The organism is Nostoc sp. (assembly GCF_036918015.1).
In the GTDB taxonomy this organism is placed as follows: domain Bacteria; phylum Cyanobacteriota; class Cyanobacteriia; order Cyanobacteriales; family Nostocaceae; genus Nostoc.
Map to the genome: position 1 here is coordinate 1 of NZ_JBALEO010000060.1, position 16110 is coordinate 16110.

Annotated in this window: 14 protein-coding genes; 8 read left to right on the top strand and 6 right to left on the bottom strand. The window is 43.2% G+C overall.

Annotation, left to right across the window (positions count from 1 at the left end; all coding sequences use genetic code 11):
• Window positions 1-116 precede the first annotated feature (116 nt).
• A complete protein-coding gene (locus V7K61_RS13780) occupies window positions 117-251 on the bottom strand; it encodes a hypothetical protein (RefSeq protein WP_334900288.1) in 135 nt (44 codons plus the stop codon).
• Window positions 252-322: 71 nt separating this feature from the next.
• On the opposite strand from V7K61_RS13780, the gene V7K61_RS13785 reads away from it, so the two are divergent.
• From V7K61_RS13785 to V7K61_RS13805, 5 genes are all read left to right on the top strand, one after another.
• Window positions 323-820: a PAAR domain-containing protein gene (locus tag V7K61_RS13785; protein ID WP_335053834.1), complete on the top strand. Its 498-nt coding sequence runs from the start codon at window positions 323-325 to the stop codon at window positions 818-820.
• 504 nt (window positions 821-1324) lie between these two features.
• Window positions 1325-1738, top strand: a complete 414-nt coding sequence (locus tag V7K61_RS13790; RefSeq protein WP_292723217.1) for a GPW/gp25 family protein — start codon at window positions 1325-1327, stop codon at window positions 1736-1738.
• Between the two features lie 93 nt (window positions 1739-1831).
• Window positions 1832-4027, top strand: a complete 2196-nt coding sequence (locus V7K61_RS13795; RefSeq protein WP_335053835.1) for a putative baseplate assembly protein — start codon at window positions 1832-1834, stop codon at window positions 4025-4027.
• A gap of 140 nt (window positions 4028-4167) precedes the next feature.
• Window positions 4168-5199: a phage tail protein gene (locus tag V7K61_RS13800; protein WP_335053836.1), complete on the top strand. Its 1032-nt coding sequence runs from the start codon at window positions 4168-4170 to the stop codon at window positions 5197-5199.
• A gap of 210 nt (window positions 5200-5409) precedes the next feature.
• Complete coding sequence (locus tag V7K61_RS13805) at window positions 5410-6609, top strand: DUF4159 domain-containing protein (RefSeq protein ID WP_322638422.1); 1200 nt, start codon at window positions 5410-5412, stop codon at window positions 6607-6609.
• Window positions 6610-6625: 16 nt separating this feature from the next.
• Here the strand turns inward: V7K61_RS13805 and V7K61_RS13810 are convergent, their stop codons facing one another.
• The 4 genes from V7K61_RS13810 to serA form a co-directional block, all read right to left on the bottom strand.
• Entirely contained in the window at window positions 6626-6940 is a 315-nt protein-coding gene (locus V7K61_RS13810; RefSeq protein ID WP_335053837.1) for a hypothetical protein, read from the bottom strand.
• Window positions 6941-7019: 79 nt separating this feature from the next.
• On the bottom strand, window positions 7020-8294 hold the full coding sequence (locus V7K61_RS13815; protein ID WP_335053838.1) for a hypothetical protein: 1275 nt from the start codon (window positions 8292-8294) through the stop codon (window positions 7020-7022).
• 314 nt (window positions 8295-8608) lie between these two features.
• The gene (prmA, locus tag V7K61_RS13820; protein WP_335053839.1) at window positions 8609-9529 is read right to left on the bottom strand and encodes a 50S ribosomal protein L11 methyltransferase; all 921 of its coding nucleotides are present in this window, start codon (window positions 9527-9529) and stop codon (window positions 8609-8611) included.
• A gap of 140 nt (window positions 9530-9669) precedes the next feature.
• Complete coding sequence (gene serA, locus V7K61_RS13825; protein ID WP_335053840.1) at window positions 9670-11250, bottom strand: phosphoglycerate dehydrogenase; 1581 nt, start codon at window positions 11248-11250, stop codon at window positions 9670-9672.
• An 885-nt stretch (window positions 11251-12135) separates the two neighbouring features.
• On the opposite strand from serA, the gene V7K61_RS13830 reads away from it, so the two are divergent.
• The 3 genes from V7K61_RS13830 to V7K61_RS13840 all read left to right on the top strand — a co-directional run bounded on the left by V7K61_RS13830 (window position 12136) and on the right by V7K61_RS13840 (window position 15114).
• On the top strand, window positions 12136-12333 hold the full coding sequence (locus tag V7K61_RS13830) for a hypothetical protein (RefSeq protein WP_335053841.1): 198 nt from the start codon (window positions 12136-12138) through the stop codon (window positions 12331-12333).
• 20 nt (window positions 12334-12353) lie between these two features.
• Window positions 12354-14003, top strand: coding sequence for a PRC-barrel domain-containing protein (locus V7K61_RS13835; protein ID WP_335053842.1), 1650 nt, complete (start codon window positions 12354-12356; stop codon window positions 14001-14003).
• Window positions 14004-14310: 307 nt separating this feature from the next.
• A complete protein-coding gene (locus tag V7K61_RS13840) occupies window positions 14311-15114 on the top strand; it encodes a Uma2 family endonuclease (protein ID WP_335053843.1) in 804 nt (267 codons plus the stop codon).
• 108 nt (window positions 15115-15222) lie between these two features.
• Here the strand turns inward: V7K61_RS13840 and V7K61_RS13845 are convergent, their stop codons facing one another.
• A complete protein-coding gene (locus V7K61_RS13845) occupies window positions 15223-16077 on the bottom strand; it encodes an HIT family protein (protein WP_335053844.1) in 855 nt (284 codons plus the stop codon).
• Window positions 16078-16110: the final 33 nt, after the last annotated feature.

Genomic DNA, 16110 nt, shown 5'->3' on the forward strand with positions numbered 1-16110 from the left:
GCCAACTTCGTTTCCGAACTATTCCTCAAGCACAACGCGCCCTCTCCAATCAACTGCACAAAGTTTTTTCTTTCTTTGTATGAAACCACCCTGCCTCCCCGCAAGCGAAGAAGGGGCTAACCCGGATTTCTCACGCATAGTGTAGGCTTCAGGGGAAGAGGAGTGTGGGGAGTGTGGGGAGTGTGGGGGGTAAGACTTCTTCCCCATCCTCCCACACCTCCCACACCTCCCACACCCCTTGGATTTCTCACTTGTGAGAAATCCAGGGCTAAGATGTACCTCATGTGATTAGGAAACGCTATAAACACAATAGGAGATTGTGATGGGTAGACCAGCAGCAAGAATTACCGACAATGTGGCACACCCCTTCCCCCCAGTTTTGACAGGAGGGCCGGGTAGTCCCAATGTGTTGATTGGGTCTTTACCTGCATGGCGGGGCGTACTTGCCGCCGCAGTACCAGGTTTGCAGTCTGCCAAAACATCTTCTGATATAGCTATCAAAGCGGCTGAGGCTGCTACTTTAGCGGCGGCTGGTACACCAGGGGCACCTGCTGCCTTAGCTGCTGAACAAACTACAAAGACAACATCAGCAGCTACTATGGGTAGTGCAATTAGTGCTGCTGCTGCTGGTGCTGATATTCATAATTGCGCGACACTTTTGCCCGTCCCTCCTCACGGCCCTGGGGTTGTGATTGACGGTAGTCAGACAGTGCTGATTAACAATTTGCCTGCTTCTCGCATGGGCGACACTGTTTTAGAAGCATTGGGGCCACCGAATAAAATTATCAAAGGTAATCCCACTGTTTTGATTGGCGGCTGATTGAAGAGGCAGGGGGCAGGGGGCAGGGGGCAGGGGGAATACTGCGCCCGTGAGTATCAAAGACTCGTCCGCGAGTATCAAAGACTCGTCCGCGAGTATCAAAGACTCGTTCGCGAGTATCAAAGACTCGTCCGCGAGTATCAAAGACTCGTCCACGAGTATTAAAGACTCGTCCGCGAGTATCAAAGACTCGTCCGCGAGTATCAAAGACTCGTTCACGAGTATCAAAGACTCGTTCACGGAGTTCAAAGACTCGCTCACCTCGTTCCCAGCCTCCAGGCTGGGAATGTATTCCGAGAGGTTCTGCCTCTTGTCAAGAAAGAGGAGGCGGAGCCTCAAATTAGGCATTCCCAGTCGGAGACTGGGAACGAGATACCAGATAATCCACCTCGGAACCTCAAACCCCTACCTGCCTCTTCATCTTCGACCTTTGGCGAATAGGCTTAAACCCTTTGTGCCGATATCTTTGAAGATATCCATGTAACAGCTGTCTAAGTGCCAGATATGGTTTATGGTCGCGATCGAGCCTATTTGGGAACAGGTTGGGCTTATCCACTGCATTTAAGTGTGCAAGGTGGGATACAACTTAGCCGTGAAGATCAAAAAGTTAAAGAATCTATTTGGATTATCCTCCGCACGGGTGTAGGTGAACGGGTTTATCGACCTACCTTTGGTTCGCGCTTGTCGGAACTGGCGTTTGCACCTTTAAATAGCGATACCCTACTGCGAATCCGTCTTTATGTTTTGGAAGCTTTAGAAGTTTGGGAACCACGCATTACTATCGATGAAGTTGTTACCGATCCCGATCCAGTTCGTGGCAGAGTAGACATCATCATCAATTATCGACTTAAAGACGGCCCCGATATTTATAGTTTTGTTTATCCTTATTATTTGGTGTCAGCTGGGGAGGAATCGTGATACGAATTAAAAATTAAAAATTGAAAATTAAGAAAGCTCAATTTCATCTGGGTTTCTAGGCTTGTATCTGTCACATTCTTTTTTAAAATTGGTATGAACTTTGATTTTTTACCGAAATTACCTTCTTCCAACTTAGACGATCGCGCCTTTGATGATTTGGTGCAAGAATGTATCATGCGTATTCCTCGCTACTGTCCAGAATGGACTGACCACAATCTCAGCGACCCAGGAATTACGCTCATTGAGTTATTTGCTTGGTTAACTGACCAGATGTTGCTCAGATTCAACCAAGTACCCCGAAAAAATTATGTTGCTTTTTTAGAATTACTAGGTATTCGTCTTCAACCACCCGCCCCAGCCCGTACAGAATTAACTTTTTATTTAAGCGCTGCACTACCTGAAGCCTACACAATTCCCGCAGGATTAGAAGCTTCAACTATCCGCACTGAAACTACAGAAGCGATTACCTTCAGCACAGATTCTCCTCTAATTATCGGCAAACCCCGCATCCAACATTTCTTAACTGCCCAAACTACCGAAGATATTCCCCAATCTCTGCGCGAAAGAGTCACAACTTCCTGGACTCGTCAATCTAACGGTTACTGGACAGGTAATGAACAACCGATTTTTGAAGAAGAACCCCAACCTGGTAACTGCTTTTATTTAGCAATTAATTCTGACGATCCAATAGATGCTAATGTTTTAGAAATTATTTTCCAAGGGGCTGCGGCTACTCCTGCTGGGATTAACCCCAATCAACCACCCCGGAGATGGGAAGCCTGGGATGGGGAAAATTGGCAATCAGTTTTATTGCAAGAATCAGATGATAAAACTCGCGGCTTCAGTTTTTATGAAATCGCCCAGCAGGGTGAAAACCCCTCTCAAGGTGCAGAAGTACGTCTGCATTTACCTCAAATTTGGCCTGTGGCTAATTTTACCTCTTATCGAGGTCGCTGGTTACGCTGTAGCTTTATTTCTACAGAAGCGAATGAATCTGGTTACAATCGTCCACCACGAATTATTGGTTTAGCAGTGCGTTCAATTGGCGGTACTGTTAGGGCTAGCCATAGTACGCTGATTCAAGATGAGCGATTGGGAATTAGTGATGGTACACCCGGTCAAAGTTTCCAGTTACAAACAGCACCAATTTTAGAACGCCGAGAAAATGAGTATATTTTAGTTACTCCTGCTGGCGGTTTACCTCAAAAGTGGACTGAGGTGAGAGATTTTGCTGATTCTGGGCCGCATAATTTTCATTACACCATCGATTCGATCACTGGTACAATCCAGTTTGGACCGCTGATTCGAGAACCTAGCCAACTTAAACAGCAAACTCAGGTGCGATCGCGAATCCAGCAACCATCGCTGGATGACACATCTGTACAAGTTCTGGAAAATAACCAGTCGGAACACCAATATGGGGCGATTCCTCCCCGTGGATCAGAAATTAGGATGGTTAGTTATCGTACAGGCGGCGGTAGAGAAGGCAATGTTCAAACTGGGGCAATTCAGTTTTTGAAGTCTGCGTATCCTTATATTGCTAGTGTGGTCAATCGTGTACCAGCAATCAATGGAGCAGATGCCGAGTCGCTGGAACAGGCTGTGATGAAGGCTCCCCGCATTCTCCGCACACGCGATCGCGCCGTCACTGCTGAAGATTTTGAAGTTTTAACTCAACAGGCGGGTGCTGGTGCGATCGCTCGCGTCCGGTGTTTGCCAGCGAATTCTCGTAGACAAGCTGGTATAGTTAGTTTACTGGTAGTTCCATTCGCAAACACAGATGCGATCGCTCAAGGCAATGGCATGACACCAGAAGATTTTGCCCTCAGTAATGCCCTGCAAGAGCAAATTTTGACTTATTTAGATGAAAGACGGTTATTGGGGGTACAAGTAGAGTTACAAGAACCGAATTACGTAGGCGTTTCGGTACAAACAGAAGTTGCTTTAGAGCCAGCATACAATAATCCTTTTGCCAGCGAAGAAATTCGTCGGAATTTAAGGCGATCGCTGTATAAATATTTAAATCCCTTAACTGGAGGAATCGACGGCAAAGGTTGGCCATTTGGGCGACCAGTTTATACATCAGATATTGTCGCATTACTGCAACAAACCCCAGGCGTGCGTCATTTAGGCCCCGTCTTGCTGTTTCCCATCCGCAAGCAAGGAGAAAATTGGCGACGACAACCATCCCCAGAACAATTGATCGATCCGGGATCAGAAGGTTTGATATGTTCCTGGGCTGATACAAATCTGCGTTCCAATCACGACATCCAAATCATTAATCGCTGATTTGTCATTTGTCATTTGTCATTTGTCATTGGTCATTGGGGATTGGGAACTGGCTATGTAATTCTTCTCCCCTGCTCCTCTGCTCCCCTGCTCCCCTGCCCCCTGCCCCCTGCCTCTTCTTACCCCTAATCCCCAATCCTATGGTTCAAAGTCGCTCTAGTCCAGCTGTAAGCATTCAATTAACGCCAATGCAAATTCCCGAAGCTTTACCTGTGGCAGGTTTAGCATTTGCAAATGCAGAAAACATCGATGTAGCTGGACGTAGTTTGCTCTTGCATCCTGGGCATCCCAGCGAGATGATTGTGCAAGTGCAAAACTTAGAACAGCGTCCTTTGCGGGTAAGCTTAAGCGTTGAAGGAAACTTCCCAACTCAATGGTGTCAGATTGGCACAGAAGGCAGTGAGATACCGCCTCGTGGACAAATGGATGCTGTTCTCTACTTCTCAATTCCCGATACATTTTTTGAAGACCAAGAGGCAATTTCCCCTGGGAAAAAAGACAAACTAACACTCAATTTTCGCAGCCTAATTACTCTACATATAGACTCAGGCACGGACAACGAACAAATCGAGAGAAGCGAGTATTTCGATTTATACATTCGTCCCTACACTGCCTACATGGAATTCTTGCCAATTTTGTATCGGGAAGTAGACTTTATTGGTCGCTTCATGAAGATATTTGAGCAAGCTTTTCAACCAATAGTTAATAGTTACAACGTCATGTGGGCAAACCTCGATCCCTTGACAGCACCACAAGCATTACTACCCTTTATGGCTCATTGGGTTGCTTGGCAAGTAGATTCTGTTTGGGATCTCCAGCAACAACGGCGTTTAATTCGCCGAGCCGTAGAACTTTATCGCTGGCGAGGAACTCGTAAAGGATTGCGTCTCTACTTACATCTTTATACTGGTTTACCGCTAGACGAACATTTACCAAATGAAGCTGATAAACATATTAGTATTACAGAACCTTTTGGCCCAAGTTTCATTATAGGAGACGCACAATTAGGAAATGCAGTTTTAGCCGGTGGACAACCATATCATTTTATAGTGCGTTTGCGTTCAAATATTTCTACTGGCATCATCAACGAAGAACTTATCCAAAGAATCATAGAACAGGAAAAACCAGCTTTTTGCACCTATGAATTATCTATCGAAAATCCTTCTAATTAAATAATTCGTAATTAATACCATTTTTTGTGAGTTTACACCAAACCCTTTTAGCTTTCTTTCTTTACTTTGTGTCCTTTGTGTCCTTTGCGGTTCGTTTTTCTTTCTTGTACTTAAACATGATTTAGCGCATCTTCATACAGACTTGATACAAGTAAGTAAAATTAAACAGACTTTTAATCCAAAATCTAAAATCCGAAATCCAAAATTCCTATGTCCCATCCTTTCCCACCACCACCAATTAAATCCTTTGAACGCTTGCAAGCCGCAGACGGCTTACTAATCAATGCGGAACGTTGGCGCACAGCCCATGAATATCACCGTAATCGGCAAAATGCTCAATATCAAAGTTTAAATCAACCAGGAATTGTCTGCGGTTTAGGCGTGCGAGATGTGACCGCCCCAAGCCAAGTAGAAGCTAGATATCGAGATGGACGTTGGGTACAAATTCAACCTGGGATTGCAATTGATTTAGCAGGTAATCTAATTGTTGTACCGACTTCTTATGACTTTCCCATTGATTTAGAAGTAGTAAGTTCTGAACCGCTCATGATTTACTTAGTAGTTAGCTATGTAGATCCCGATGAATTGCGGCGCGGACAGCAAAGAGATATTGTTCAAGAGACTTATCGAATTGACCAAATAAACTCTACACCAGCTAGTTCAGAAATAGAAATATGTCGAATACTCCTACAACCAGGACATACTGACATTACCCAACCTGCGGATGCTTTTTTCCCTGGATATAATAATATTGATTTGCGTTATCGTCGTCAGGCACAAATGCGTCCTCAAGCACTGGTATGTATGGCACAGGCGACTCATAGCGATCCTGAATGTGCGCGTAATTTTTTCAGCCTTTCATATTTGTTACAAGCAGTAGAACCCCTATACCCAAGTTTGCGAGGGGCTGATGAACCAGGTCAGGTTTCTTTAGCAGAAAATATCCAAGATTATGACATCCTTTATCTCACAGGTGGACAGGCTATATCTTTAAATAGTCTCGAATTTGAATCCCTCAGAAATTACTTAAATTTAGGCGGTGTGCTTCTAGTTGATGCGCCAACAAATGCTAATCCTTTGATTGAGAGTACTCAAGCTTTGGCACAACAATTAGAGAGTCCTTTAAGACCTTTAGAAGAATTGCAACGGAGTCATCCTTTAAGGACAAAACCTTTCTTATTTGCCGCCTTGCCAATGGTTAATCAGCAACAGATTAAACTGTTAATTGGTGGAGGAATTATTTTAGCAATTGGAGATTTAGCAACGGCTTGGGGACTGGATAGAGATTTGAGTTTACCGAGATTGACCATTCGGACAGCTCAGGAATTAGGCATTAATATTCTTCACTATGCTTGGAAGCGGCGACAGTTAATTGGGTTGCAACAAGAGGATAATTCCGGGCAGTGGTGAAAGCCAAGCAGATACATCAGAATTCACCATCGGAACGCGTGTTGCAAACAAACTGGAGACATTTTTCAAAGTCATCGCCTTGCCAGTTGTTAGCAAATTTCAGCAAATCTTTAGCTTTGGAGTGGCGCAGCGTTGCTTCCCCATCTTGGATAGAGGCATCTGCTAGCTTAATACCAGAGGCATTTTTTCTAATTTTGAGGTATTCGAGATAGTTGAGGGTTTCCTCTAAAATCGATTCTGGAGCGGTTTCGAGCGCAGTAAGAAGCTGTTCCTTAATGGTATTCATGGGGGCACTGGAGGATTGATTGTGGATATCTTGATTCTTCATCATTTCCTACCGTTGTTTCTGAAACCGAAGATAGCGATCGCACTAAGTTAACGATACCATCAAGGTCTGAAAATGATTGACTTTATTTGTTTGCGATCGCAGTATTATTTTTGTCGTGTTCAAGTTCTCTCATGAGAGAATCAAAACCACTGGTATTGTTTCCGCTTTGGGCAAATAAAGACCGAATTTTATTGATTATCCCACTCATGCTGTTGGAGAAAAACTGACCGAGATTATTAACAAAGTTTTTCAGTTTTTCAAAAATCGAAACCTCTACAGTGGAGTATTTATTGACAATGGGATATACAATTTTTCCTTTTTCTGTTTCATAGTACTCTTGTTCAGGCATCAACATTGATGTGAGTGGTTGCATCTGTTTTGCCATATCAGCTTCGGTTCGTTTATTGCTGAGGAATAAAACATCATAAATTTTTCCATTCCAGCTAGCCCAATAATGGTTTTGGAAGAACCATCGTTTCCCGTCATCACAGTTAGGCTTTTTCCCTTGGTATGGCGTTACTCCAGCTTCACTCAAAAAAGGTTTAGCGATACTTTCAATTGTTATTTTTTCAATCCCAAAATATTCTTCTGCAACTTTTTTAAAACTACGAGCTAATGTCTGACAATCTCCTTCGGGAGAGCCTTTTAATAGAGTTTCTGGACTCTTACTCACCATTGTGTATTGAAATTGGATATTTACAAAGTTTTTGAAAAGTTGTTCCAGTATTTTATCTTGTGGCAATGTGTCATCTATACCATTGACTAGTGTTTTGGCTAGCGAATATTCTTGTAAAAATTTTTGTTTTTTATCTGCTGAGTTATTTGCTGCTAATATTTCTTCAGACTTTCCTTGTTCGTTTTTAACGCCTGCGTCTTGGTTTTCCAAAGCAGCTCTATTAATTTGGTTGACTACAGAAGTAGCGACTCTATCCGCCTCTTGCTCATATCGATCTCCTGATTGACCAATAGTCAGTTTTGGCTGTATTTCTCCTATTGACACGCTATCAGAACGTTTTATCGCCATTTTGCTCAGGCTATGACCAAACTGCGAAGAGTGTTCCTTACCTTGCTGCAACGACTGACTCATCTTTGTTTGCAAGACAGTGAGTCGCTCTTGTCCCTCTGGCGCGATCGTGCCATGCTTGGCTTGTATTTGGAGTTTCGTTACCTCAAACTGATATTGTTGAAATTTCTGATTTTCTACCTTTGCCTGTAGTATAGGCTTGCTGGAGGCAAGTTTAGAGTGAGTATTTAATAAATGCGTAGGCGTAGCCCGTCGTAGACATTGCAACTGACTTTGCTTTGACGAATAAGCGGATGAGTCAGCTTTTTTGTGAATTTGTAGCCGTTCTTTCATCGCTAGTTTTAAAAGTCAATAGTGGGTAATCTATATATTATGTCACTTAAAAATTGCTTGATTATTTATACTTAAGTCGAATACTGTTAAATTTCATCATCCACTTTGTCTAGTTGCGTCTGATATCATGTCCGCTTGATTACTTACTAAACCCCAAGAACCCCACCCCGGTTTTGTCTAAAGGCAAAACCTCCCCTCTCCGCAAGCGGGGAGGGGATTGAGGGGTGGGGTAAAATTCCTGTGGGATAATCGTTTGAACTTAAGTTGACACCAATGCGCAAGGCCTTGCGCCCCTACTACTCGTATCTACTGGGTTAAGAACGCCGTACATTTAAGCAACACCATTCTTTGCGTTTCCATAGGGTAGCGACAACCCAACCATTTTCTTCTAAAGCGTCAGCAACAGCTTTAGATTGTTCTAGTAAAATTCCACTGAAGATCGCCCAAGTTTCAGGTTTAGCGATCGCACTCATTTCTGGAATTAATTCAATAATTACATGAGCCAAAATATTGCAAACAATACCATCCACTGGATTTTCAAGCAGTTTTTTCAAAACGTCTACACTTCCCAGTGCTGGTAGTAAACGTTCTGGGCTAATATCATTCAGCGCACCATTACTGATAGTTGATTGCACCGCCAAAGGGTCATTATCTACTGCATAGACTTTCTCTGCTCCCAGTAGCAGCGCCCCAATGGAAAGGATACCTGAACCACAGCCAATATCCGCAATTACCAGATGTTCGTGTTTGCCACTATTACCCACAAACGACTGCGAAACTCCACTCAGCCGCATTTCCAGCGATTCCAAACATAGCTGAGTGGTGGCATGGTTGCCCGTACCAAATGCTACACCAGGATCGAGGCGAATTACTAACCGTTCTGTTGTTTCTGGTAATGGTAGCCAAGCGGGGTTAATTAAGAAGCGATCGCCTATTTCTTGCGGATGCCAATATTGTTTCCAGCTAGTCGCCCAATCTTCCTCATCAATTAACTGCCATTGCAAAGAAGGAGATGGAACTCCTACACAGAGGGCATCTTGACGCAGCCATAGCGACAGCGCTGCCAAATCTAGCAGCTGTGTTTGAATTGTCGGCAGATAAGCCTTTACTAAAGATGAATTTCCTTTGTTTTCACTAGCTGTACCACGACAGCCAAAATCTTCCAGTCGCCAAAAGATCGATTCTTCTAGGTCTGGCTCACATAAAATCTGTAGTTCCCACCAGGTGTTTGCCATTTTTGAGTGCTGAGTGCTGAGTGGTGAGTGCTGAGTTTTAAGGAGTTAGGAGTTAGGAGTTAGGAGTTAGGAGTTAGGAGTTTTTAACTTTTAACTCCTAACTATTCACTCCTAACTTTTCTTGACTCAGCACTCAGCACTCATAGTGTTACTGTATATGCGTCTCGGATACCAGGGACTTTAATAATTTCATTCAAAATGCCCTCTGGTAAAGGGTCATCTATACTCAGAGCCATGACGGCATCACCACGGACGATTTTACGACCTACTTGCATACTGGCAATATTCACGTTAAAACTGCCGAGTAGGGAACCAAGTTTGCCGATAATCCCTGGCATATCGCGGTGCAGGGTAAACAGCATATATTTGCTGGGTGGGACGTTAATCGGGAAACCGTCAACATCGGTGAGGTGGATTTCCCGTTCACCCAACAAAGCGCCTGTGACAGAGTGAGTACCTAAAGTACCCGTGGCTTCTAGATGCAGTGTGCCGGCATAGTCTCGAATCGAAGCATCGCGGGTTTCAATTACCCGAATTCCGCGTTCTTTGGCTTCTATGCTAGCATTTACGTAATTTACTCGTTCCCGCAAAGCTTGGTAAAGTAAACCTTTCAGGGCAGCGACGATTAAAGGCTGACTTTTGTTAGTCGCGAGTTCCCCTTGCAGTCGAATATTCAGTACTTCTACCCGTCCGCCAGCTAGCTGTCCCACCAGATTACCAAGCGTTTCTGCTAGCTGCATATAGGGTTTGAGTTCTTCCAACACGTCGGGGCCGAGTCCGGGAATGTTGACGGCTGAACGTGCTGGTAGTCCTAAAAGTACATCGCGAATTTGTTCGGCAACATCAATAGCCACATTCACTTGAGCTTCTGCGGTTGAGGCTCCCAAGTGGGGGGTGAGGATAACTTCTTTGCCTAGCGATCGCAATTCCGATTCACCCAGTGGTTCTGACTCGAACACATCCAAGGCTGCACCACCGATTTTACCCGCTTTCAGAGCAGCTGCTAAAGCTACTTCATCAATGATTCCACCACGAGCGCAGTTGATAATCCGAGCTGTGGGTTTCATCTTTGCCAAGGTTGTGGCATTGATTAAGTGGGTAGTTTCTGGGGTTTTCGGGATGTGGAGGGTGATATAGTCTGCTTGCTGGAAAAGTAAATCTAGTTCCACTAACTGACAGCCAAGTTGTTCGGCTCGTTCTGTAGAAATAAATGGGTCATAAGCTAGGAGTTTCATCCCCATTGTCCTAGCTACAGCGGCAACATGGGAGCCAATTTTACCCAAACCGACAACGCCGAGAGTTTTTTTGTAGACTTCCGCGCCAACAAAGCTATTGCGATCCCACGCACCGCGTTTCACCGAAGCGTTAGCATCGGGGATGTGGCGAGATAAAGCCAAAATCATTGCTAGCGCGTGTTCGGCGGCGGCAATTGTATTTCCCTCTGGAGAATTGACTACCACAATTCCCCGACGGGTGGCAGCGGGAACATCCACATTATCCACACCCACACCAGCACGACCGATGATTTTTAGCTGGGTACCAGCTTCAATAACTTCTTGGGTGACGCGCGTACTAGAGCGAATCATCAGCGCGTCATACTCACCAATAATTGCGATCAGTTCCGCTGGTTTTAGACCTAGTTTGACATCAACGGTAGCAACTTGCGAAAGAATGTCAATTCCAGCTTGGTCAATCGAATCGGAGACAAGAACCTTAGACATGATTACTTCATTTAAAGCTACAGGTTTTGCTGCACAAGACTTTTTAGTTTAGTCTTTATCTGTCGCAATTCAGCAAAAATTATTCGTTTGAATATCGACTTAACCTTAACTTACACTATCTGGTGGTGGTATCAAAGCATTAGTTGCTTCCAGTGGATACTACCTCCTAAGTATTTGAAGGTGAGTGGCTATTTGCATCATCCTGTCGCTAAATATAAAGCATGAATAGCACTAAGCACCGATATATTTATTAATAGTTAAGAGTTACCAAAATTTTATCGGCTGAAGCAACTTTCTGAGTGGGGTAAAAATGCCTGCATTCTTGACTGGGCTGTAACTTTAGATCGGGCAATGCTATGCACAACCAGGAAACAAGCTACTAACTATTGTATCTATCAAATCTAGGATATTTCTAGATACCACAGGTGGTATCCCTTAGTCAAAGCAAGATATTGCAACTTTTATCCCAAACAGGCGTTTAAATTCACCAACCGATCGGCTTTTGATTTGTTCGTATCGGATATTACCAGAGTCAGCTTTATGCTAAAACCTCTATCCTACCATAAAATCTTTGTGCAAGAGTCTAAGGAAGTCGTGAAAGCTTTCTGGGAACTTTGATGTTCTCTTGAAGATGAATAAAGCTCAATTAACTAACATCATCTTTTAAGTCATTCAATAATATTGAAGATAAAAATAAAAATATTTACTTCCAAAAGCTTGAAAGCAAACAGGAGCGTATCTATCTTTGGAAATAGTCATTTTGTTTTTTTTATTCCTAAAGATTAAGCTTAATCAAGGCAGATTGCAGATAAAAATATGTCAATAATTTTGTATGATTTTTTCAGTAAGGTTAGCCATTAAAAACAACAACAAATAAAATAACAAATGCCTAGACTCGTAGGACAACGCTCTAATACTGGAGCAAATATCACCAGCTTAATCATTCTGCTCGCCATATTTGGGGCACTTTCCGAATACTTTGGTGTGATTGATATAGTTCCCGGTTTTGGACGAGAGGGACGATATTTTCAGCTGAAGTTTCAGGCGACTAACGAAGAAATGATTCAACAACCAAATCAATAAAAATACCAGGGATATATATAATGCTTAAAGGTAGTGATGTTATCGATAAAGTGGTCGTCACCTACGACACAGGTAAAAAAATTGTCCGAATTATAGATTTAATTTTTGATCGGGAACGCAATCAACTTTTGGGTTTTCTAGTTGCAGAGAAGGGACTGTTTCGAGACGCAAAAGTGATTCCTTTACAAGAGGTACAAGCCATCGGGTCAGATGCGATCGTAGTTAACTCGAAAGAATCTGTTGTGAAGGCACATCGTGTCCCTGTAATTAAAGAGATTCTGCACCAGAATATCGTGCTGAGAAAAAAGAGAATTCTGACTACAGAGGGACTCGACCTCGGTGGATTAGTCGATTTGTTCTTTGATGAGCATAGTGGACTGGTGGAAGGATACGAAGTTTCTGGCGGTGTATTTGCAGATGCTTATTCGGGGCGATCGTTCGTTCCTGCTAGCGAAGCACTGAAAATTGGTGATGATGTTGCTTTTGTACCTCCAGAAACTGCTCAACTGATGGAAGAACAGGTTGGTGGTATCCGAGGAGCCGTTCAGGCAACTGGAGATAAATTGCAGGACTCGGCCCAGACTACCAACCGCAGATTACAAACAGCAGCTCAAACTGTGAATGAGCAACTGCAAAGCTCGGTAGAGAAAGTGAACCGCGGGCTACAGTCAGCAAGCCAGAATGCAGGCGAGCAATTCCTTGCCGCAACTGATGCTACTGGCAGCAAACTACAAGACTTCAATCGAGATGCAACTGCCTCCCTAACAAACAATTTGGTTGATCCTGCCGAACAAAAGGTATATGTGATTGGCAAGTGTGTCGAGCGGGATGTGCTGGCTCCAGATGGGAATGTACTGTTACTAAAGGGTCAAGAAGTCACCCTAGTCAATGCAGAAGCGGCCGATCGCCTAGGTATCCTTGATGAACTCTATCGAGCCACGGGTGGCAGTCTGACTGCCAACATCAGCCGCAATTTACAAGCAGCAACAGCATCTGTTGGCAATCGAATTGGGAGCGTAACTCAGAGCAGCGCCGCTAGTCTGCGTCACTCAGTTGATTCCTTGGCAGCAAATGTAGCGATCCAGCAGGCAAGAGGGCGCAGAGTCCTGCGAACAGTGCGTACTGACGATGGCTTAATTATTGCGGCATCTGGGCAGATTGTGACGGAATCCCTTGTCGATCGCGCTCAGATTTACGCTAAAGAAGCAGAATTGCTGAACGCTGTCGGTCTGAATCTGACAACCGCAGTCCGTTCTACCGCAAGTGACAGATGGTTAGAAAACAAAGTTCAACTGGACGATCGAGTAAGCATTGTTCAAGAGAATCTCAACACTTTCTGGCAAGCCTTGAAAGCCAAGGCAGAAAAGTTACAAGGACGCAGCAGACGGGCAATGAAAAATCAACGGATTGAACAAGCATTGGGTCGTCCAGTTACCCGTGTCATTCTTGACCCAGAAGACAACGTGATACTGAATGTAGGTGAATTGATTACACATCGCGCCGTCAGTCAAGCTGAAACAAGTGGAGTTCTGAATATCTTACTAAGTTCGGTCTATAACAAGGAGCCACAAATCTCTGACAAAGAGTTACGTGCTTCAGAACATGGAACGGCAGCCTTAGTACATCATGGTAATGGGCGATCGCAACTTGAATCCAAATCGCTCTTATAACTTTGTCCATAAAATAACCAAAAAGGTCAAGATGGTTATTTATCGTGTGCAAGTAAATTAGGTAGGGGACTTCCAACAAATAAATTACCCAATCTTGTGGGGTGGACGACACGAGTACCCTTGTATATCGGCGCTGATGTTGCCCACCCCACAAGAAGTAGTTGAGTATTTTTTTATTTGTCAGTCCCTAGAACAAAAATATGCACTAACGACTGATTTCTGCGAAGACATCGCTAGCAGATAAATCGCTATAATTCTGGTGAGCCAAATAGAGCCAAATATCCTTTGAGTTTTGGGGAAACCAGCCATGTTAGAGTACAACTTACCAAGGTACTTGCCTTCAGCCGAGGAACTACCAGACTCTGATGAAATGCCTGTGGATAATGAACTGCAAGAATTAATACCAGGCTTACTGAAGGCGATCCTGCTGATACTTTGGGCAGACCGCTTAGACTGGTTGTTTGCCATAGATATGGGTGTTTATTATCACCCCGATAAACCGCCAGTTGTGCCAGATGGGTTTTTGAGCTTAGGGGTAGAGCGGTTTTATGACGAGGAACTGCGTCCCAGTTATGTGCTGTGGGATGAAAATGTTGTACCGATTTTCGTGCTAGAAGTAGTTTCCCAAAATTATCGCAAGGAATACACTACTAAGTTGGATGAATACGAGGCTTTGGGTGTACTTTATTACGTAATTTATTCCTCTCGTCGCCGCCGCAAACCGCATCTGGAAGTACATAAGTTAGTTAATGGTAAATATGAATTGCAAGAGGGAAACCCCGTTTGGCTACCAGAGATTGGCTTAGGAATTGGTTGCGAAAGGGGAAATTATTGCGGTGTAACGCGGGAATGGATGTATTGGTATGATGAGCAAGGACAACGGTATCTCACGCCCGCAGAACAAGTAAAACAAGAGACACTGCGCGCTCAACAAGAAGCACAACGCGCTCAACAAGAAGCACAACGCGCTCAACAAGAAGCACAACGCGCTCAACAAGAGACACAACGCGCTCAACAAGAAGCACAACGCGCCCAAGTTGCAGAACAACGGGTGCAACAATTGACGGAACAATTAAGATCGCTGGGAATAGATCCAGATAATCTGGGTTAACTGAAATATTTTATTTTGCAATATTTTCAACAAGACTGAAAATCAGGTTTTCAGATTTATGCATTTTCCATAAATCAAGATTTGCTACTGGAAGCTATCAGTAAAAAACTATTGCTTTTTAGGAATAACGTTCCTGATTCCACTTTTAGAGCCAACAGTATCACCTTTGTAACGAGGGATAATATGAATACTGGCGTGCATAATATTTTGACCTGCGGCTCGATTGATGTTCATTCCTATATTAAAGCCATCAGGTTCAAATTCTGCTTTGAGAATTTCTTGTACTTTGTTAACCATGAACCAGCAAGCAGATTGTTCTTTAAATGGTAGTTCAAAATAACTGCCAACATGACGTTTGGGAATAATCAAAATATGTCCTTTACTTATAGGATAGCCATCAAAAATAGCATAAGCAGTTGCTGATTCAGTTAATAGTTTGAGACTTTTATGGGGATTACAGAATATACAATAATTAGATGAATTACGCTGATGATTGTAGTGAACGTACTCATATAACTCACGATGCTCATCTAAACAAAGTGAAGTAAAGGGCAGTTTTACCATACACTGATAAGTAGGTTTTTTGTGAATATAATGTTCTCTAAATCCTTCTTTTTTGATATCCCTTCTTACAGCATAATAAGCTTTACCTCCTGGTTTTAATAAATGTGATACTTCCATAAGAACATTAGTTTGTTCTTCGGTAAATAAAACATTTAAAACATAAAAGCAAATTATTGTATCGAATTTATTCTCAGGATATTCTGGAAAATAATAAGGGTCATAGCCTGTAATATCACAACCTTTTTGGCGCAATATTTTAACATCATTACCAAAGCCACAACCAAAGTCTAGTATTTTGCCTTGTAGAAGGTTTTGATTTAATAAAAACTGTGCCGGAAATGATAGATAATTTCTTTCGATCGCAGTAAGATGGCTGAACTGATTTTTTTGCTGTTTCATGGAATGAATTTTGGTGCTGATGTCCCAAAATTA